Annotated in this window: 18 protein-coding genes; 14 read left to right on the forward strand and 4 right to left on the reverse strand. The window is 62.0% G+C overall.

Annotation, left to right across the window (positions count from 1 at the left end; all coding sequences use genetic code 11):
* Positions 1-6 precede the first annotated feature (6 nt).
* From PSEBG33_RS26000 to PSEBG33_RS25980, 5 genes are all read left to right on the forward strand, one after another.
* Entirely contained in the window at positions 7-1,065 is a 1,059-nt protein-coding gene (locus tag PSEBG33_RS26000; protein WP_005783556.1) for an HlyD family secretion protein, read from the forward strand.
* Positions 1,062-2,507, forward strand: coding sequence for an efflux transporter outer membrane subunit (locus PSEBG33_RS25995; protein WP_005783561.1), 1,446 nt, complete (start codon positions 1,062-1,064; stop codon positions 2,505-2,507). The genes PSEBG33_RS26000 and PSEBG33_RS25995 overlap by 4 nt, the downstream gene beginning before the upstream one ends.
* A 73-nt stretch (positions 2,508-2,580) precedes the next feature.
* On the forward strand, positions 2,581-3,090 hold the full coding sequence (locus PSEBG33_RS25990; protein ID WP_005783563.1) for a sigma-70 family RNA polymerase sigma factor: 510 nt from the start codon (positions 2,581-2,583) through the stop codon (positions 3,088-3,090).
* The gene (locus PSEBG33_RS25985; RefSeq protein ID WP_005783565.1) at positions 3,087-4,037 is read left to right on the forward strand and encodes a FecR domain-containing protein; all 951 of its coding nucleotides are present in this window, start codon (positions 3,087-3,089) and stop codon (positions 4,035-4,037) included. Before PSEBG33_RS25990 ends, PSEBG33_RS25985 begins: the two co-directional genes overlap by 4 nt.
* 92 nt (positions 4,038-4,129) lie before the next feature.
* On the forward strand, positions 4,130-6,583 hold the full coding sequence (locus tag PSEBG33_RS25980; RefSeq protein ID WP_005783568.1) for a TonB-dependent siderophore receptor: 2,454 nt from the start codon (positions 4,130-4,132) through the stop codon (positions 6,581-6,583).
* A gap of 76 nt (positions 6,584-6,659) precedes the next feature.
* On the opposite strand, the gene PSEBG33_RS25975 is transcribed toward PSEBG33_RS25980, so the two are convergent.
* The 4 genes from PSEBG33_RS25975 to PSEBG33_RS25960 form a co-directional block, all read right to left on the reverse strand.
* The gene (locus tag PSEBG33_RS25975; RefSeq protein ID WP_232289400.1) at positions 6,660-7,004 is read right to left on the reverse strand and encodes a HipA domain-containing protein; all 345 of its coding nucleotides are present in this window, start codon (positions 7,002-7,004) and stop codon (positions 6,660-6,662) included.
* 114 nt (positions 7,005-7,118) lie between these two features.
* Positions 7,119-7,478, reverse strand: a complete 360-nt coding sequence (locus PSEBG33_RS25970) for a helix-turn-helix domain-containing protein (RefSeq protein WP_005783571.1) — start codon at positions 7,476-7,478, stop codon at positions 7,119-7,121.
* Between the two features lie 108 nt (positions 7,479-7,586).
* Complete coding sequence (locus tag PSEBG33_RS25965; RefSeq protein WP_005783572.1) at positions 7,587-8,291, reverse strand: DUF3142 domain-containing protein; 705 nt, start codon at positions 8,289-8,291, stop codon at positions 7,587-7,589.
* A complete protein-coding gene (locus PSEBG33_RS25960) occupies positions 8,288-10,450 on the reverse strand; it encodes a hypothetical protein (RefSeq protein ID WP_005783574.1) in 2,163 nt (720 codons plus the stop codon). Before PSEBG33_RS25960 ends, PSEBG33_RS25965 begins: the two co-directional genes overlap by 4 nt.
* Before the next feature lie 179 nt (positions 10,451-10,629).
* Between PSEBG33_RS25960 and PSEBG33_RS25955 the strand changes: the two genes are divergently transcribed.
* The 9 genes from PSEBG33_RS25955 (at position 10,630) to PSEBG33_RS25915 (ending at position 20,264) form a co-directional block, all read left to right on the forward strand.
* On the forward strand, positions 10,630-12,210 hold the full coding sequence (locus tag PSEBG33_RS25955) for a glycosyltransferase family 39 protein (RefSeq protein ID WP_005783576.1): 1,581 nt from the start codon (positions 10,630-10,632) through the stop codon (positions 12,208-12,210).
* A 33-nt stretch (positions 12,211-12,243) separates the two neighbouring features.
* Positions 12,244-12,489: a DUF2789 domain-containing protein gene (locus PSEBG33_RS25950; RefSeq protein WP_005783577.1), complete on the forward strand. Its 246-nt coding sequence runs from the start codon at positions 12,244-12,246 to the stop codon at positions 12,487-12,489.
* 391 nt (positions 12,490-12,880) lie between these two features.
* Positions 12,881-13,300, forward strand: a complete 420-nt coding sequence (locus tag PSEBG33_RS25945) for a MarR family winged helix-turn-helix transcriptional regulator (protein WP_005783580.1) — start codon at positions 12,881-12,883, stop codon at positions 13,298-13,300.
* Positions 13,297-15,375: an FUSC family protein gene (locus tag PSEBG33_RS25940; protein WP_005783581.1), complete on the forward strand. Its 2,079-nt coding sequence runs from the start codon at positions 13,297-13,299 to the stop codon at positions 15,373-15,375. Before PSEBG33_RS25945 ends, PSEBG33_RS25940 begins: the two co-directional genes overlap by 4 nt.
* Positions 15,372-15,581 (forward strand): DUF1656 domain-containing protein, encoded by a 210-nt coding sequence (locus PSEBG33_RS25935; protein WP_003187469.1) that lies wholly within the window; start codon positions 15,372-15,374, stop codon positions 15,579-15,581. Before PSEBG33_RS25940 ends, PSEBG33_RS25935 begins: the two co-directional genes overlap by 4 nt.
* On the forward strand, positions 15,578-16,468 hold the full coding sequence (locus PSEBG33_RS25930) for an efflux RND transporter periplasmic adaptor subunit (RefSeq protein ID WP_005783585.1): 891 nt from the start codon (positions 15,578-15,580) through the stop codon (positions 16,466-16,468). Before PSEBG33_RS25935 ends, PSEBG33_RS25930 begins: the two co-directional genes overlap by 4 nt.
* The gene (locus PSEBG33_RS25925; protein ID WP_005783587.1) at positions 16,465-17,907 is read left to right on the forward strand and encodes an efflux transporter outer membrane subunit; all 1,443 of its coding nucleotides are present in this window, start codon (positions 16,465-16,467) and stop codon (positions 17,905-17,907) included. Before PSEBG33_RS25930 ends, PSEBG33_RS25925 begins: the two co-directional genes overlap by 4 nt.
* An 81-nt stretch (positions 17,908-17,988) precedes the next feature.
* Positions 17,989-18,621 carry a hypothetical protein gene (locus PSEBG33_RS25920; RefSeq protein WP_032803208.1) on the forward strand — a complete coding sequence of 211 codons (633 nt, stop codon included), beginning with the start codon at positions 17,989-17,991 and terminating at the stop codon, positions 18,619-18,621.
* Positions 18,622-18,767: 146 nt separating this feature from the next.
* The gene (locus PSEBG33_RS25915; protein ID WP_005783590.1) at positions 18,768-20,264 is read left to right on the forward strand and encodes a YdgA family protein; all 1,497 of its coding nucleotides are present in this window, start codon (positions 18,768-18,770) and stop codon (positions 20,262-20,264) included.
* The last annotated feature ends 1 nt before the right edge of the window (position 20,265 follow it).

The raw sequence follows: 20,265 nt of genomic DNA on the forward strand, positions 1-20,265 counted from the left end.
CTTTCCATGAAACGCAAAGACAAAATTGCCGTCTCCGTTATTGCTGTATTTGCCGTCGGCGTGCTGGTTTACCTGGTTGCGCCGGGGGTACTGGGCAGCAAGCGCCAGACCACCAACGACGCCTTCGTCGCCGCCGACTTCACCCTGGTGGCGCCGCGGGTGGCCGGCTTCATCAAGGAAGTGCTGGTAGAAGACAACCAGCGCGTCAAGGCCGGCCAACTGTTGGCGTTGATCGACGACCGCGACTTTCGCGCCGCCGCCCAGGCCGCCGATGCCGACACCTTGGTCGCCCAGGCCCAGTTGAAAAACGCCAGCGCGACCCTGGAGCGCCAGAGCTCGGTGATCGCCCAGGCCCAAGCCACCGTCGCGGCGGATCGCGCCGAAGTCGCCTTCGCCGAACACGAACTGAACCGCTACAACCACCTCGCTGGCGTCGGCGCAGGTACCGTGCAGAACGCCCAACAAGCCAAGACCCGTATCGACCAGGCCACCGCACGCCTGGCTAAATCCACCGCAGTGCTGGCCGCCGAACGCAAGCAGGTGGAAATCCTCACCGCCCAGCGTGACGCCGCCGAAGGTGGGCTCAAGCGCGCCCAGGCGGCGTTGGAAATGGCCAGTTATCAGCTGTCCTACACGCGCATTGTCGCGCCGGTCGATGGCATGGTCGGCGAGCGAGCGGTGCGGGTCGGCGCCTATGTGACGCCGGGCAGCAAGATCCTCGCGGTCGTGCCGCTGGCCGAGGCCTATGTGGTGGCCAACTTCCAGGAGACGCAACTGTCGCATATGCACGCGGGGCAAGCGGTGCAGGTCAGCGTCGACAGCCTTGACGGCGAACTGCTCAAAGGCCATCTGGAAAGCCTGGCGCCGGCCACGGGGGTGACCTTTGCCTCGGTCAAACCGGACAACGCCACCGGCAACTTCACCAAGGTGGTGCAGCGTATTCCGGTGAAGATCGTGCTTGAGCCGAACCAGCCATTGACCGAGCGCCTGCGCGTCGGTATGTCGGTGGAAGCCAGCGTCGATACGCGGCCGGTCGCGCAACAGCGCGAGGTGGCCCAGCAATGAAACACGTCGCCTGGCTCACCTTGAGCCTGATCAGCCTGAGTGCCTGCACGGTCGGCCCCGACTTCCAGCGGCCCGAGAGCCCGCAGATCAATCAGTGGAGCGAACCCCAGGGCCGACAAGCTGCCAGCCGTGCCGTCAGCGATCCCTTGCAGGAGCGCTGGTGGGACGTGTTCCACGACGCGCAGCTTTCCGCCCTGACACGCCGCGCCCTCAGCGATAACCTCGACTTGAAACTGGCCAGCAGCCGCCTGCAACAGAGCCGCGCCGTACGCCAGGTGACCACCGCCGAGCGTTACCCCAATGTCGATGCGGGTGGCGGCTACCAGCGCAAACGTAACAGTGGCAAAGGCTTGAACGACCCTTCGGGCGAGAACGGCCGCGCGGCCTTCAACCAATGGGACATGGGCTTCTCGGCCTCTTGGGAGCTGGATTTCTGGGGCCGGGTCAAGCGTGAAACCGAAGCAGCCGACGCCACGCTGGAAGTCGCCGAAAACGACCGTCGTGCCGTGCTGTTGTCGGTGTTGGCCGAGACCGCCCAGGACTATATCCAACTGCGCGGCGTGCAGAACACCCGTGCCGTCACCGAGCAAAACCTCGACGTCGCCCGCCACAGCCTCAAGCTCTCGCAACTGCGTCTGGCCGATGGTGTTGCGACCGACCTGGACGTGGCCGAAGCCGCTGCCCAGGTCGCGGCCATCGAAGCGCGTCTGCCGGATTTGCAACAGCGCCAGGACCAACTGATCAACGCCCTCAGCCTGCTGATGGGCGAGCCACCCCAGGCCCTGCACACGCAGCTGTCCAAGGATGCACCCGTGCCGCAAACCCAGCGCCAGGTCGCGATCGGCCTGCCTTCGGAGTTGGCTGAACGGCGCCCAGACATCCGCCAGGCACAAGCGCGCCTGCACGCCGCCACCGCCAGCATTGGCGTCGCCAAGGGCGATTTTTACCCGCGTATCACTCTGTCCGGCAGCCTCGGTTCCCAATCCATGCAACTCTCGGATTTCGGCTCCTGGGGTTCCCGCGCCTTTGCCTTCGGCCCGCAGTTGAGCCTGCCGCTCTTCAACGGCGGGCGCCTGCAAGGCATGGTCGATTTGCGCGAAGCCCAACAACAGGAAGCCGCAGTGGCCTACCAGCAAACCGTACTGCGCGCCTGGCATGAAATCGACGATCAATTGTCCCGCTACAACGCCAGCCAACTGCGTCGCGACAGCTTGGCCGAAGCGGTGCGCCAGAATCAGATCGCGCTGACCACCGCGCAACATCAGTACGTCGAAGGTGTGGCGGATTTCGTCAACGTACTCACCGTGCAAAGCGCATTGCTGGCAACTCAAGAGCAGTGGGTGGAAAGCTCCACCGGCGTGTCATTGGCCATGGTCGGCTTGTACAAGGCGTTGGGAGGAGGGTGGGAGTCGGTGTATCCGTTGCAGACCGCCGGGCGCTGAGCGACAAAGAGTTTTTGTCAGCTGCCAAATAAGATGTAATGATAATTGCTCTCAATAACACTCTGAGCTTTTCATGGGCATCGCGACTGACGGCCAGCAACAGCTTCACATCTTGTACCGCGACCATCACGGCTGGCTGCAAGGCTGGTTGCGCAGGCGCCTGGGCGACCGCGAACACGCCGCCGATGTGGCGCAGGACACCTTCCTGCGCCTGTTGGTGTCCGGGCGTTTTCCGGGTGACAAGGAAAGCCGCAGTTACCTGGCACAAATCGCGCGCAACCTGGTGATCGATCAATGGCGGCGCCTGCGTATCGAGCGCGCCTACCTGGAAAGCATCGCGCACCTGCCCGAGCCCGAGTCGCCGTCCCTGGAAACCCGCGCACTGATCCTCGAAACCCTGATGCAGATCGACGCCATGCTCGACCACATGCCTGACAATGTGCGCCGCGCATTTTTGCTCGCGCAGTTCGAAGGCTTGAGTTATGCGCAGATCGCCGAGCGCCTGGGCGTCACCGTCAGCTCGGTACAGAAGTACATGACCCGCGCGATCGTCGCCTGTTACCAGGTGGTCTACGAAGAATGAATCACGATGCGCCCATCGCGCCGGCGATTGTCGAGCAAGCCAGCGAGTGGCTGATGCTGCAATGGGGCGGCGAACTGCAAGGGGAACAACGCCAGGCATTTGCCCAATGGCAGGCGGCCGATCCGGAACACCGCCGCGCCTGGCAGCGCTTGCAGCAGTTGCAACACACCCTTGGCGGCGTGCCCGCCGACAGCGCTCGCGCCGTGTTGCGCGACACCCCGGATACCCAGCGCCGCGCCGCGCTGAAGTTGCTCGGTTTGCTGTTGGTGGCCGGGGGCAGCAGTTATCTGGTCCAGCGCAGTGAACCCTGGCAGGCCGCCTTGGCCGAGCACCGCACGGCCACGGGCGAAATTCGCCACGTCACGTTGAGCGACGGCACGCTACTGGACCTCAACAGCGACAGCGCCGTGGACCTGCGTTTCAGCGCCACCGAACGGCGTATCCGCTTGATCCGTGGCGAAGTGCTGCTGACCAGCGGCCACGATCCCTCCCGCCCGTTGATCGTCGAAACGCCTGCCGGTGATGTGCAGGCCTTGGGCACACGCTTTGCCGTGCGCGAACTGCCCGACGCCAGCCGTGTCGACCTGTACGAAGGCCGCCTGCGGGTTACGCCGCTGCATGGCACGGCGATTCAAATGAATGCCGGTGACAGCCTGTGGTTCAACGCGCACCAAAGCGCTGGGCTGCCGGCGGTGGGCGCCAATGCCAGCAGTTGGACCGAGCATCGTCTGGTTGCCGAGCGCCAGCCGCTGGGCGAGTTCGTGGCGCAGTTGAGCCGCTATCGCCCGGGCCTGTTGCGCTGTGACCAAGCGGTATCGAACCTGCTGTTGACCGGCGTGTTCCCGCTCAACGATACCGACGCGATCCTTTCGGCCCTGGAGCGCTCCTTGCCGGTGCGGGTGCAGGCTGTGACGCGCTACTGGGTGACGATCAAGGCGCGTGCCTGAAAAAAATTCTGCCGACGCTTGTCGGTTTCTGCGCGTCGTGCGGGATACCTCTTGAAAGCCAATCAAGAAGCGTTCTCACGGGGAGTCCTGCAATGTCGCATCACCCAATCCAACCCTTGGCCCGCGCTCTGCGTCGTGGCCTGTTTGCCGGCGTGCTGGCGACGATGCCTGTACTGCCCAGCCTGGTCCAGGCTGCAGAAAGCACCGAAGCACTGCGCACCTATGACATTGCGGCGGGTAACCTCGACCAGGCGTTGAACCGTTTCGCCAGTGCCTCGGGCATCCTGCTGTCGGTCGATGCTGCGCTCACCGAAGGCAAGCACAGCGCCGGCTTGAAAGGGCGTTACGGCATAGGCTCAGGGTTGCAGCGCTTGTTGGCGGGCAGCGGTTTGGCGGCTGTGCAGTCCCAGGGGGGTTGGTCGTTGCAAGCCATCTCCGGCGACGGGGCGTTGCAATTGGGCGCGACGCAGATCAGTGGCCGACAGGAACAGGAAAACGCCTGGGGCCCGGTGGGCGGCATTGTCGCCAAGCGCAGCGCCTCCGGCAGCAAGACCGACTCGGCGCTGGTGGAAATCCCCCAGACGATCAACGTGATCACCGCAGCCGAGATCAAGGCCCGTGGCGCCCAGAGTGTCACTCAGGCGTTGCTTTACACACCCGGCATGAGTGCCGGCGGCTTTGCAGACCGGGTCAAGTTGTTCGATGAGCCGACTTCCCGGGGTTTCGCGCCCACGCCGCTGTATCTGGACGGCTTGCACTTGCCCTACGGCGGAGGCAGCACCGGGGGCGCGTTGCAGATCGAGCCGTATTCCCTGGAGCGCATCGAAGTGCTCAAGGGCCCGGCGTCTGTGCTTTACGGCCAGAACCAGCCGGGCGGCATCGTCAATATGGTCAGCAAGCGCCCCAGCGAAACCCCGATACACCAAGTGGTGCTGGAGGCTGGCACCTACGAACACAAAAGCGCGGCCATCGACCTGAGCGGCCCGCTGGACGAGGAGGGGCAGTTGCTCTACCGCCTGACCGGGCTGGCCAACGACGCGCAAGACGAAATCAACTACGTCGAAAACAAGCGCCAGTTCATCGCCCCCAGCCTCACCTGGCGGCCCAACGACGACACCAGCCTGACCCTGTTCGCCCAGTACCAGAAAGACAAAGGCGTGCCCGAAGCCCAAGGCTTGCCGGCGTCTGGCACGCTGTGGGACAACCCCAACGGCAAGATCAAGCGCGATGTGTTTATCGGCGAGCCGGGCGTCAACCAATACAACCGCGAGCAATACGTGTTGGGCTACGAGCTTTCCCATCGCCTCAACGACGTCTGGACCCTCAAGCAAAACGCGCGCTACGCCGAGGTCGACGACCGCTACACCGCGCCGTTGCACGGCTACCGCTTTGTCGCCAACCCAAACACTGGGGTGCAGGACCAACGCTATCTGCAGCGCTTCGGCGTGGACTGGTCGCAGACCAATAAAGTGTTCGGCGTGGACAGCATCGCCCAGGCTGAATTCGACACGGGCGCGTTGTCCCATACCTTCATCGCTGGCCTGGACTACTACCATTCCAACTCGCAGTTTCATGGCTTGTATGACCGTAACCCACCGGTTATCGACCTGTTCAAGCCGGTGTACGGCCAGCGCCTGAATTTCGGCCAACCGTACCGCTGGGACCGCACGATCACCCAGACCGGCCTGTATCTGCAGGACCAGATCAAGCTGGATAAATGGGTGCTGGTACTCGGTGGCCGCTACGACTGGGCCAATGTGGTGAACAAAGAACCGATCCAGGACACGCGCTTCGCCAGTAAAGACCAGGCCTTCACTGGCCGTGCTGGCCTGGTGTATCTGTTCGATAACGGCATATCGCCCTTCGTCAGCTATTCAGAGTCCTTCTTGCCGCTGGCCGGCACCGATGCGAATCGAAAACCGTTTGAGCCGTCCACCGGCAAACAATACGAAGTGGGCGTGAAGTACCAGCCACCTGGCCAAAAGAGTTTTATCCAAGCCTCTGTTTACCAACTGGACCAGGACAATGTGCTGACCACCAACCCGGTAGACACCACCTTCAGTACCCAAAGCGGTGCGATGCGCTCGCGGGGTGTTGAACTGGAAGCCAAGGCCGTCTTGAGTGACGCCTGGGAAGTGGTTGCCTCGGCGTCGCGCAATGACATCAAGTACACCAAGGACAACGACGGCCGCCAAGGTCGCCACCCGGCCGGCATTTCCCCGCTCACCGCCTCGATGTGGGTCAACTACACCGTGTTGGGTGACACACCGCTGGCTGGCCTGGGTGCGGGCCTCGGCGTGCGCTATGCCCGTCAAAGCCTGGGCGACTACTACGAGGGTGCCTTCAACGTACCGTCCTACAGCGTCTACGATGCGAGCCTGAGCTACGACCTGGGCGCCTCGCCGCTCAAGCTCAAAGGCGTGAAACTGGCGATGAACGTGCAGAACCTCACCAACAAGACCTACGTCTCGCAGTGCACCAGTGATCTGGATTGCTACTACGGGGAAGGGCGCACGGTGGTATCGAGCCTGACGTACGATTGGTAACTAAGCGTTTACGTGATATTTGCCGCGGCGCGCACCCGTCAAAGGTGCGCTCTGTTGCCGCCCGAGATCTTTGACCCTACACCAGGTCCGCTGCAAATCGTGTACACACATTGGAAAGCATGCGCACATCGGCACCGCTACAGCCTGCCGCTTCGAAAAAGCCGGAGGCTTCTCGCACGACGGCATACATATCCTTGACGATGGACCTTGCTTCCTCCGCGCCCAACCCAAAGCGTTCAGGCGTACTCAGCAAGTTGCTGACAGACGATACCCTGCCCTCATTCCCGATGATCAACGCCTGCAAGCCTAGTTGCGTGGGGTGAGGCAACACGTCAAATACTGGTGCAAGGGAATAGCCCGAAGCGCTGGTCAATAGCAGTCCGGTTTGTTTCAGGTGGTCGTCGCTATTGCCGATCAGCACATTACCTTCGTGAGCCAACTGTTAGCGTAGCGAAAAACGAATCCATTCCCATGCATGGCCACTTCGCCAACTGGAACCGGGTCACCGACGCAGTGAGCTGAAAAGACGAAGGTATTACCAATCGGCTTCCAGGACATCGGGTTCTCCTTCAGTGCGAATTCGCTCAGGCTCACGGGCCAGGCTCATGGTAATCCCAACCTGGTCAAGTTCTGGTGACGCAATGCTCGCCATACCTTCTTCCAGGTCCATCGCGCTAAGCACATTCATCAGCACGCCGAGGGATACGCCGGCCTCGCCCTGTCTCAGCCGCTGATACGTCTGTCGTGTAATGCCCGCCCGGCTGCATATGGTCGAGATTTTCAACCGGCGACGAATGCGGGCTATTTCGATACCGTTCCCGATACCTCTCATCAGTTCAGCGCTTCTCTCTGAGATATACCCTTTGTGGGGGTATGGCTTGCCTGTTTCATGCATGATATATCACCCCTTAAAGCAGTAAGGGCAACTTATATCATCCAAGCCGCTAAGGCCACACTCAAAAAAAACCGGTTTGATAGACGGTTTTTTCAATGTTTGGAAGATTCAAGGGTTCTGCAAAAACACCACATACCCCCGAAACCACTCATTCCCTTGCAAATACCCTGGCGCCTCCCACTCGCCGCCTTGAATCAAACCGATCTTGAACGGAACTCCCATTCGGTTCATCCGTGGCAGGTACGCCGCGTAATCCGGGATGCTGTGCCGCCCCTGATACGTCTGCACCACCACTTCGTCCACCACGCCTTTGAGCTGGGCGATGGCGGCCGGGTCGGCGTTGCTGCTCCAGTCCATCAGGCCGGTGATGCTTAACCGCAGGTCGGCAGGCAGACGCCGGCGCAGGTCGCGCAGAAAATCAGCGTATTCGTGCAGGTACTGGGTGCGGGCGTCAAAGTCGATCTGGATGCCGATCACAGGGTTACCCGCGTCGCGCCAGCGTTGCACCTGGCCGAGCAGTTGGGTGTAGACCTGTTCCGGCCAGTGCAAGGTGTGGGCGCGATAGACCACCCAGATTTCGCCTTGGGTCAGGCGCGGTACGCTGATGCCTTGGGCGATCAATTGCACGCCGCGCTGGGGCGCGCGGCGTGTGGAGTTGATCTGGCCTTGCAGGATGTACAGGGTTTTTGCCTGCTTGATCACAGGTTGAGGCGTGACACCACTCCACAGCCAGAAAGCGTCATAGTCGCGGGCGTCGACGGCGCCGAAAGCCGGGCTTGCCAGCAACAACAAGCCCAGCCACAGCGACTTCACCAGTAGTACTGCAGCGATTTGCCCCACTGGGTATCGGCAAAACCGGTCTTGAGCTGGCGGAACCAGGCTTTGCGCACCGCGGGCGCGACGTCTTCACCCCCGCAGCTGTTGTAACCGGCCGGCGCGTAGCAGTTGATGGCGCGGAACAACGCGTACGCCTTGTCGGTTTTCGGTGCTTTGGCGTTGGCGATCACCTGTTTGTAGCCGTCCAGGCGCGAGAAGGTTTCACCCTTGAACTGCGAGGCGGTGCTGCCCAGGCTGCCGGCGGCGCGGGGTTGCTCCAACGGCATACCGTCCAGGCCGTTGCGCAGGATGAATTCACCGAAGCAGTTCAAGGCGTGCGGGTTTTTTGCATCCTCCTGCAAGGTCGCGGCGGTTTGCGCGATGCTTGGGCAGGCGTAGCCGGATTCGGCCTTGTCACCGTTCCACTGGAACAGCTTCAGGGTTTGGCCACTGGTGTAGGTGTAGCCCAGGCTGGTACCGAGTTTTTCTTCGGAGAACGAGGCCTGCTTTAGGTCGTCGGCAAAGGTCGCGAATTGGCGGTGCAGCAGGTCTTTGTAGAGCAGCACGAATTGCGCGCTCTGGCGTTCGGTCGGGTCGCTGGCGTTGGCGATCTGCTGGCGCAGCAGGTCGGGCCCGGCGACGTTGCGCAGCAGGATGTAGCGCACTTGCTTGGCGCTGATCGGCGAGTCGGTTGCGAACACCTTGGCCAGTTGGCCGCTGCGCTCATAGTTCATCGCCAGGGCCAGCTCCAGTTGATCGCGTTGCAGCGGTTGCTTGGCCAGCGGTAGCATTTGCAGCCACAGGCTCTCGGCGCCCTTCCAATCCTGCTTGGCCTCCAGTGCCAAGGCGCGCAAGGTCTGCTGGCTGAAGGCAAAGTAGTCGAGGTTCGACGGCACGTCCGCAGGCAGATGCTTGAGGGCAGCATCAGGTTGATGCTCGACGTACAGGGCGTACGCCGCTTGCAGGTAGTCGAACAACGCCGGTTCGTTGGCGAATGTGCCCTTTTGCTTGTCGAGGTCTTCGCGGCTCAACAGCGGCGGCGTATGGGCGCGCATCGCCATCAGGTCGCTGACCACTTGCAGCATCGGGCTGTTCGCCGAGTTGTTGCCGACCATGAGCAACTTGAGGTCGGCTTCTTCAACCAACTCGTCGACGCTCACGTTACGCTGGCCGTCAGTGGCCTCGGTAAATTGCCAGGTGAAGTCTTCGGCGAGCTTGGCGTTGTCGTTGGCCAGCCAGTGCACGCGGCGCAACAGGCCACGGGCGGATGCAACGTAATCGCCTTGTGGATAATGTTTCAGGTAACCGAGAAAGCCTTCTTCGGCGTCGCTCAAGGCAGACTTATCCACATGCTCGCGTTGCGGCATACCGTACTCATCGAAGGCTTCGGCCTGGGCCCGGTTCAACGAGGTGCGTGCGGTCATGTACAGCGCGGTTTCTTTCAGCCAGGGCACCTCGCTGGTCGAGGCGGCGGCGAAACCGCGCTCGGCGTAAACGAAGCGACCGCCGTAGAAATCGGCGGCGGCCTGCAGATAAGTGCGAAACAGCTGGGCATTGGCCGAGGGCGTCAACTGCGCGTCCACCACCTGGCCTGTGAAGTCACAGGCGGTCAGCAACTGCAACCGCGCTTTCACCAGCACGTCGCGCTCGGCTGGCGGCATATCGGCTTTGATCACCTGACTGATAAACGCCGTGGCGCTGTCATCGCTGTTGCTGCGGCAGCGGCTGCCTTCGCCATTCAGGAACGCTTCACCGGCAGTCTTGTATTCCTCGCGCTTGATGCCCAGCGGTTGGAGCAGGGTGTCGAGTTCGGCCGTGCGTGAATCGTCCGCTTTGTTATCGGGCTCATCATTCGCGGCCGGCACCGGCACCAGGCGATACACCGGAAACGGCACCGGGCCGAAACCCTGGGCCAAATCGTCTTCGCCCAAGGCATTGGGCGTCAGCGGCGCGGCTTTTTTGTCGGCCAGCAACAGGCGCAGGTTGACCCGGCTGTCGTTGCCCGGGCTGAGAAAGGGCTGGTTGCTGCACGGTTCGAGGCTGTCACGCGAGACGCGCCAGTCGGGGTAGCATGAATCGTCGGAACTGGCCTGGGCCTGTAGGGAAATACCGGCCAGCAGGGCCAGTGCCAGAGGTGACAAAAAACCGATGCGCATGACGTGTCCTTGATCCTGAGTCCTTGGAGGGCCCCAATAATAGCCTGTTCTGAGCGGTGCTTCGGTGAGGTCCTACGCAAAATACCGATTTGTCCGATTCCAGCGGCGAAGCCTGGGCTTTTGTCCTAGAGTGGCGGTGTTTGCGCTCAGGCAAGCGAGCTAATGCCAGGGGTATTGAAGTGCGTCGGTCTGTGGTTGAGCAAAACGAAAAAGCCGGAGCGCTGCCAGCCTTGCAGCGCCTGACCTGGCAAGGTGCTGGTCGGCTCAGCCGTCTCTGGTGGGTACCGATCCTGGCGCTGGCCATGGCCCTGCGGTTTTACCACCTCACCTCGGCGGCAATCTGGGGCGATGAAGGGTCGAGCCTGCTGCTCAGTGAATACGCCATGGCCGACCTGTGGTTTCACGCGGCCCATGATGTGCATCCGCCGCTGTATTTCTTCCTGCTGCGCGGCTGGATCGAAGTGTTCGGCGACAGCATCGGGTCCATTCGCAGCATGAGCGCGCTGCCAGGCGTAGCCGTGGTTGGCTTGGGCATCTGGCTGACGCGGCAACTGTCCACCCGGCGCGCGGCGGTGCTGGCGGGCATCCTGCTGGCGCTGTTGCCGACGGCGGTGCGCTACAGCCAGGAAGTGCGCATGTATTCGCTGCTGGGCGTGTGGCTGCTGGGCGCCACGCTGGCGCTGGTGTACTGGATGCGTCAGCCCGAGCGCACGCGTTACCTGGCCGTCTATGTGCTGTTGATGAGTGCCGGTTTTTACACGCATTACTTCACCGCGCTGTGCGTGCTGGTGCATTGGGCTTATCTGGGAATGCAGGCGCCAGGCCAACGTTTGATAACGCGGCCTGCATGGTGGGCGGCCAACGTGGCGATCGTGTTGTTGTACCTGCCTTGGCTACCGAACCTGTTGGACCTGGTGCAGCATGTCGACCAGCTCAAGGTGGGCGGCGACATCGGCTGGGAAGAGCCGGTCAACCTGCTGTCTGTGCCCTCGATGATCTGGCAGTTCGTGTTGCAGGATGACGGCGCTGACTTGTGGGCGCCGCTGTTCTGGATATTTCCGCTGCTGCTGGTCGCGGTGGTGTGGATGACGGCCTGGCGCCACCCGGCAGCGCGTTTGCCGGCGTTGTTTTTCTTGTTGCCGTTGCTGTTGGTGTATGGCGTGTCGTTTATCTCGCCGGTCTTTATCGAGCGCTACCTCACGGTGTATGCCCTGGGTTTGCCGATCGTCCTGGCGCTTGCCATCGACCGCTTGCCGTCACGCTTGTCATGGCTGGGCGCAGCGCTGTGGGTGCTGTTTGTGGGCATGGAACTGCTGGGCCTGAAGAACAACTTCGAGGTAGATGAGCACGACCAATTCAACGTGCCGGTGGAGTTCGTCAATCGCAATTACCAGGAAGACGACCGCATCGTCCTCAGCGACATGATGTGGTATCTGAGCTACGTGTATTACGACCAGACCGACGCGCAACTTCAGCTCTACACCCCGCCAAAACCCGACGGCACCTCGACACGACCGAATGCCTATGGCTTCGGCACGCTGGTGGATCAGGATGGCGGGCGAATCTATCTCGACCGTCTATCGGCGTTGCCGGCCACCACCCGGCGCGTATGGCTGATCAGCAGCAACGAAGCCCCCGACGACTTTGCCCCGCTGCCGCAAGGCTGGCACGAACTCAGTCGCCAGGACGGCGGTGGCGCGCGGGCGCGTCTGTTCGTGCTGTGCAACGTGCCAGCACCGCAGCCCGAGGGTTGCCGCTAGACTCGGTTAACCCTTCACCCTCAGGAGTTCATCATGGAATCGCCAGTGCATAGCTTGCCGTCATTGTTCAAACAGCTTGGGTTGGAAGATGACCCGGTCAGCATTGATCAGTTTGTGGCCGCTCATTCGCCGCTCAAGCCGGAGTTGAAATTGGCGGAGGCGTTCTTCTGGACAGATAGCCAGAAGGCGTTTTTGCGTGAGGAAATTCTGGAGGATGCGGATTGGGCGGAGGTGGTGGATGAGTTGAACCTGATGTTGCGGGGTGGGCGAGGGGTGTAAAAAACTTAGCCGTTACGCTAAAACTTGAAAAAATCTGGGCTTTAATCGCTTCAGTGAGCTTTTTCTGAGGTTACGCGATGTCTTTGGTTGGTTATGCCCATCTCCATCAGTCCCTTGGGCTGAAAAATAGCCCGGGCATCCGACGCTGATCCAAATGTGGGAGGGGGCTTGCTCCCGATGAGGGCGTGTCAGTAAATGCATCTGTGGCTGGCCCATCGCAATCGGGAGCAAGCCCCTCCCACATTCGCCCGGCGGTGTGGCCGCTGAATCGCTCCATCCATCGAGAAATTGTTTCAAAACTTGACGAAGACTCGCCCCTCCACCATATTAATAGTTAGCAAACTAACTGTATGCGAACTATCCAGTGTCCCAATCCCTCGAACAACTTCAGATGAACCTGAGCAGCAGCATGGTGGTGGGCGCCCGTAACTGGCGCAAGATCTGCCAGACCACGCTGGTGAGCTATGGCATCTCCGAAGCCTGCGCCGTGCCGTTGTTGATGATCGGCCGCCTGGGTGACGGTGTGCACCAGGTCAAAGTAGCCCAGGCCTCCGGCATGGAGAGCCCGTCACTGGTGCGCCTGCTCGATCGGCTGTGCGGCGACGGCTACGTATGCCGCACCGAAGACATCCACGACCGTCGCGCCAAGGCCCTGAGCCTCACCGAGCGCGGCCGTGAACTGGTGCAGGCGGTAGAAGCCCAACTGGTTCGCCTGCGCAAGGAAGTCCTTGTGGATATCGCGCCCACCGACCTGGAAGCCGCACTGCGCGTGCTGCGCGCCTTCGAAGCGGCCGAGGCTGTGGCGCCTTGAACGGATTTTTTACCGGTTTCCCGCCCGCCCGCGACTGGTTCTACGGGGTCCGCACGTTCGCCGCGTCGATGATTGCGCTGTACATCGCCATGCTGATGCAAATGCCGCGTCCGTACTGGGCGATGGCTACCGTGTATATCGTCTCCAGCCCGTTTGTCGGGCCCACCAGTTCCAAGGCTTTGTACCGCGCCATTGGCACCTTTATGGGCGCAGCGGCGGCGGTGCTGTTTGTGCCGATGTTCGTGCAGTCGCCTTACCTGCTGGTGGTGGTGATCGCGTTATGGACGGGCACCTTGCTGTTCCTCTCCATGCACCTGCGCACGGCCAATAATTACGCCCTGATGCTGGCCGGCTATACCTTGCCGCTGATCGCCCTGCCAGTGGTGGATAACCCCCTGGCGGTGTGGGACGTGGCTGAAGCGCGTACCGAAGAAATCTTCCTTGGCATCGCGGTCGCAGCGGTGGTGGGCGCAATGTTCTGGCCACGGCGCCTGATGCCGGTGTTCGATGGCTCGGTGGCCAAGTGGTTCAGCGATGCTCAGGTCTATAGCCAACGCTTCCTCACCCGCCAGATTGACCCTGAAGCGGTCAGCAACCTGCGCGGCGGCATGGTTGCCACCTTCAACACCCTTGAGTTGATGATCGGCCAGTTGCCCCACGAAGGCGCGCGGCCGCAAACGGTGCGCAACACCAAAGAACTGCGCGGGCGCATGATTCATCTGCTGCCGGTAATCGACGCGCTGGATGACGCGGTGTACGCCATCGAGCATCGCGCACCGGAGTTTCTCGACCGGCTCAAACCGTTGCTGGAGGAAGCCAACGCCTGGCTGCAAAGCACCACTGAACAAGCGCCCCTGGAACGCTGGCGTGTGCTGCGTGACCAGATCGACGCCGCCCAACCCCAGGGCGAAGCGCTGGATGACCGCCACACGTTGCTGTTCTCCAACGCCCTGTACCGCCTCGGCGAATGGGTCGACTTGTGGCAAGACTGTCGCAGCCTGCAAGCCGCCATCCAGTGCGAAAGCCAGGACACCTGGCGCGCCGTCTACCGCCACTGGCGCCTGGGCCGGCTCACGCCATTTCTAGACCGTGGGCTGATGTTCTACTCGGCGTTTTCCACCGTGACCGCGATCATCGTCGCCTCGGTGCTGTGGATCCTGCTGGGCTGGACCGATGGCGGCAGCGCCGTGATCCTGGCCGCCGTCGCCTGCAGCTTCTTCGCTTCGATGGACGACCCGGCGCCGCAGATCTACCGGTTCTTTTTCTGGACCGCCATGTCGGTGCTGTTCGCCAGCCTGTATCTGTTTCTGGTGCTGCCCAACCTGCACGATTTCCCCATGCTGGTGCTGGCTTTTGCCGTGCCGTTTATCTGCATCGGCACCCTCACGGTACAGCCACGATTCTACCTGGGCATGTTGCTGACGCTGGTGAACACCTCGTCGTTCATCAGCATCCAGGGCGCCTATGACGCGGATTTTCTCAACTTCGCCAACGTCAACCTGGCCGGGCCCGTGGGCCTGCTGTTCGCATTTGTGTGGACCTTGATCGCCCGGCCCTTCGGCGCCGAACTGGCGGCCAAGCGCCTGACCCGTTTCAGCTGGCGTGACATCGTTGGCCTGACCGAGCCCGCAACCCTGAACGAACACCGGCACATGGCCGCGCAAATGCTCGACCGCCTGATGCAACACCTGCCGCGCCTGGCCCTTACCGGCCAAGACACCGGCAGCGCCCTGCGCGACCTGCGCGTGGCGCTGAACCTGCTCGACCTGCTGGCCTACTCGCCGCGCATCCTCGGTGTGCCACGGGTGTTGCTCAACCAGGTGGTGGAAGGGGTGGGCGGGTACTTCAAAGCGTGCCTCAAGGCCGGTGAACGCTTGCCCGCACCCAGCGGTCTGCTGATGACCCTGGACCGCACGCGTCGCGCCCTCAACGGCCAGGGCCTGCAAGACGAAGACGACACCCGCCTGCACCTGCTGCACGCCTTGGCCGGCCTGCGCCTGGCGTTGTTGCCCGGTGTGGAATTCATTGGCGGCACGGAAATGGAAGCGCCGCTACCCGATGGAGCGCCTTTATGATCGGTGATCTGGATATCAGCGGGGTGTTCCTGCCCACGCTGCTGGTGCTGATGGGCATTACCTATGTGTTGTTTCTGGTGGTGCACGGGCTGTTGACGCGCATGCACTTCTATCGCCTGGTCTGGCACCGGGCATTGTTCAATGTGGGGCTGTACGCGCTGTTGCTGGGCGCGGTGGACTCACTCAGTCGATATCTGATGACATGAAAAAACCTTTTTTGACTATCGGCCGTGTCGTCCTGACGTTGTTGATCGTGAGTTTCGCGGTCGTCGTTGTGTGGCGCATGGTCATGTACTACATGTTTGCCCCCTGGACTCGTGACGGCCACATCCGCGCCGACATCGTGCAGATCGCCCCGGACGTCTCCGGGCTGATCCAGCGGGTGGACGTGCGTGACAACCAGTTGGTGACCAAAGGCCAGGTGCTGTTTGCCGTCGATCAGGACCGCTTCAAGCTGGCCCTGCGCCAAGCCCAGGCCGCCGTGGCCGACCGCCAGGAAACCCTGGCCCAGGCCCAGCGCGAGTACAAGCGTAACCGTGGCCTCGGTAACCTGGTGCCCAGCGAGCAGTTGGAAGAAAGCCAGTCCCGCGTGGCTCGCGCCCAGTCCGCCCTGGCCGAAGCCCAAGTGACGGTGGACTCCGCCCAACTCAACCTCGACCGCTCGGTGATCCGCAGCCCCGTGGACGGCTACGTCAACGACCGCGCGCCGCGTACCCAGGAGTTCGTCACCGCCGGGCGCCCGGTACTGTCGGTGGTGGACAGCAATTCCTTCCACATCGACGGCTACTTCGAAGAGACCAAGCTCGACGGCATCCACGTCGGCATGGGCGTGGATATCCGCGTGATCGGCGACAACGCTCGCCTGCACGGGCATGTGCAGAGCATCGTCGCCGGTATCGAAGACCGCGACCGCAGCAGCGGCTCCAACCTGCTGCCCAACGTCAACCCGGCGTTCAGTTGGGTGCGCCTGGCCCAGCGGATCCCCGTGCGCATTGCCTTTGACGATGTGCCGGCGGACTTTCGCATGATCGCCGGGCGCACGGCGACGGTGTCGATCATCGACGACGAAGTTAAAGACGGGGACAAACCATGAAGCGGCTCCTGGCAACCGCTTCCCTGGGGTTGTTGCTGTCTGCCTGCCAAGTAGTAGGCCCGGATTACAAACTGCCGGAACAGGCCGCAGTCAACCGTGGCGACCTGCAAGGACCGATCATGGGCGAGGGCAGCAACGTGGTCTCGGCGCCGGTGCCGGCCGATTGGTGGAAGCTGTATAAAGACCCGCGCCTGGACCAGCTGGTGCAGCAGGCCATGGCCTCCAACACCGACCTGCGCGTGGCCGCCGCCAACTTGCAGCGTTCGCGTTACCAGGTGCAGCAAGCCGAATCCGCCGGCGGCTGGAGTGCCGGCGCCAAGGCCGAGGCCCAGCGCTTGCAGGAATCTGGCGAAGCATTTTTGCTGCCGGACAAAGTTCCGGTCGGCAACATCGGCAGCGTCGGCATCACCACGTCCTATCAGTTCGACCTGTTCGGCACCTTGCAGCGCGGTATTGAAAGCGCCAAGGCCAGCGCCGATGCAACCCAGGCGGCGGCGGATATCGCTCGCATCACCCTGGTGGCCGATGTGGTGCGTTCCTACACCCAGGTGTGCGCGGCCAACGAAGAGCTGGCGATTGCCAACGAATCCCTCGACCTGCAAGCGCAGAGCACCAAGCTGACCCAGCGCCTGCGGGATGCCGGGCGCGGCGACGAAACCCAGGTGACCCGCTCGCAAACCCAATACAAATCCCTGCGCGCCGACATCCCGCGCTATGAAGCCTCGCGCCAGGCCGCGCTGTTCCGCCTGTCGATGCTGCTGGCCAAGCCCGTAGACCAACTGCCGGCCGGCACAGGCACCTGCGCCGAGCTGCCACACATCGCCCAGTTGCTGCCGGTGGGCGACGGTGCCACGCTGCTCAAACGCCGCCCTGATGTGCGCCAGGCTGAGCGCCAGTTGGCTGCCGCGACCGCACGAATCGGCGTGGCCACCGGCGCGCTGTATCCGGATATCAGCATCGGCGCCACGGTAGGCACCGTGGGCCTGCTGGAAAACCTCGGCACACCGGCCACCAACCGCTGGGGCTTTGGCCCGATGATCAGTTGGACCGTGCCGACCAACGGCGCCCGTGCGCGTATTCATGAAGCCGAAGCCGCGACCCAGGGCGCCCTGGCCCACTTCGACGGCGTGGTGCTCAACGCCATCCGCGAAACCCAGACCGGCCTGGCGCAATACACCGCGGTGCTGCAGCGCCGCGACGCCCTGGCCGAAGCCGAACAGTCGGCGCGAGAAGCCGCAGGCCAGACCCATCGCTTCTTCCAGGCCGGCCGCGAATCGTTCCTGGCCGACCTGCAAGCCACGCGCACCTACACCGATATGCGCGCGCAATTGGCGGCGGCCAACACCCAGGTTGCCATGAGCCAGATCGATCTGTTCCTGGCCCTGGGCGGCGGTTGGGAAAGCGGACGAACGCAAGGGGTAAAACCCGGCAAACCGTGAGGTGATTGCTATGCTTTGTCAGGTGAGGCGCCGTGACGCCTCACCCGACAAAGCTCGCGTTTGCTCATGGGGATTCCAATAATGAAAAACCCTTATGCTCCCGCTTTCTGGTGCGTGCTTTTCGCACTGGTATTGTTATCGGCCGCGTATTTCTACGGTGTCATGCTCGCCCATCAACTCGACAAGGCCATGGTGTTCCTGGACAGCGCCTGCCTGGTGATCGGCACCCTGTCCATCGGCGTAGTGGCCTGGGCGTCTTATCAAAACCAGCGAGTGAAGAAAAAGCTCCTCGAACAAGGCAAGACCCGCGTGGCGATCTGGGACACCAAGGTTGCCCTGCGCCGCGTCGAAACCGTATTCGACCGCTATTTCTGGGGCAGCTACTGGCAGCCGGGGCGCACCTTCCAGGAGGTCATGGGCGACCTTACCGGCACGCCGCTGGAAAAAAGCCTCGAAGTCCTGAAAAAACAATGCGTGCTGCTGGATCGACAGGTCGCAGACGGTAGGCACTGGCTCGATAACGCGCGGGAATTGTCCGATGTCGCCACGCAAATGGCCCGCGAGCGCTACCAACTGGATTTTTGCGACCCCAAGACCGACACCCCCGGCAATGCCGTGATCCACCGCGAGTTTGAGGTGTTGGTGTACACCTGGACCGCCCGCTTGAAGAGTTTTGATCACCAGCTGGACGAAATCGAGCTGGAGTACTCCTGAACTCCTGCTGAACTGATCCCTCTGAAAGGCTGGGCCGTTTGCGCTCGCCAGTGCTAATCTTCCCCCGTTTTCGGCGGGCTTGAGCCAACCCCTTCGGGGTTCAAGGAAGACAGCCCACTTCTCACAGGATTTGATCAGGTCACTTCATGAATAAGCCAGCAGTTGTTTTCTTGGGTTTTGTTGTCGCCATCGGCGCCGTCAGTGCGGGCGGCGCCTGGTACACCGGTAAACAACTGGAGCCGGTCCTGCAAACCGCCATCCAGAACGCCAACAAAGAGTTGCAGACCTCCATGGCCGGCGTCGACGGCAGCGTGGCTCTGGAGTTGGTGTCTCTGGACCGTGGCGTGTTCAGCAGCACAGCGCACTATCGCCTCAAGGGCCAGGGCAGCGTGTTCGGCGAAGACAACCCGAACCCTGAGTTGCTGTTCGTCGACCATATCGAGCACGGCCCGTTGCCGTTCTCGCGCCTGGTGACCCTCAAGTGGTTGCCGGTCATGGCCACCAGTCACTACGAACTGGAAAAGAACCCCACCACTGAAAAATGGTTTGCCGCCAGCAAAGACGTGTCGCCGCTCAAAGGCGTGGCGAACATCGGCTACAGCCGTTCGGTCAGCGGCAACATCGAATTGCTGCCGCTGGAGTTCAAGGACGACACCTCCTCGGTGAGCTTCTCTGGCGCCAACCTGGAATTCGACAGCAGCGCCGAAGGCCAGAAGGTCAAGGCTGATGGCTTCATGAACAGCCTCAAGGTCGCGGCAATCGATGCCAATGGCGCACCGTTCGAAGCGGAACTGGCCGGCCTGACTGTTGCCAGCAACCTGGAGAAATCCACCTTTGGCTTCTACACCGGCCAGAACACCGTGGAACTGACCGATACCAAGGTCACCTTCGGCCCGCAGAAAGCCGTGCTGACCCTCAAGGGCTTCGAGCAGAAAGACTCCACCCAAGCCAAGGACAACAACCTGGCCGGCCGCGTCGACTACAAGATCGACGAGATCGGTTATCAGGGCAAACCAGTCGGTTCGGCCGCCATGGCCGTGAGCATGAAGAACGTCGATATCCCGGCGATGCTGGTGCTGACCAAGCTCTACCAGGACAAGATGCAACCGGTGCAAGCCGCGGCTGCTGCCGGCCAACCGGTGCCGGAGCTGCAATTGACCGAAGCCGAGCAGGCACTGGCCGAAGCCAACGTCAACCAGGTACTGGCTGCCAAGCCGCAACTGGCGGTGGAAAACCTGTCGCTTAAAACCACCCACGGCGAAAGCAAGTTCAACCTGGTGGTGGACCTGGCCAAGCCAACGTCCATGGAGCTGCCGCCGGTTGAACTGGGCAAGCAGATGATTGCGCTGCTGGATGCCAACCTGACCCTGTCCAAGCCGATGGTCAGCGATGTCGCTGCCCTGCAAGCGCAGGTCGGTGGCGTGACTGACCCCAAAGCCATCGAGCAGCAATCGCAGATGGCGGCCGAGATGGTCAGCGGCATGGCAGTCGGCACCCAACTGGCAACCCTGGTGGGTACCGATGTGGTCTCCAAGCTGCACTACGCCAACAACGAAGTGACTTTCAACGGCCAGAAGATGACCGTTGAGCAGTTCATTGGCTTTGTGATGTCGAAAGTCGGTGCGGTGAGCGGCGCCCAGTAAG

The organism is Pseudomonas synxantha BG33R (genome assembly GCF_000263715.2).
In the GTDB taxonomy this organism is placed as follows: Bacteria; Pseudomonadota; Gammaproteobacteria; order Pseudomonadales; family Pseudomonadaceae; genus Aquipseudomonas; species Aquipseudomonas synxantha_A.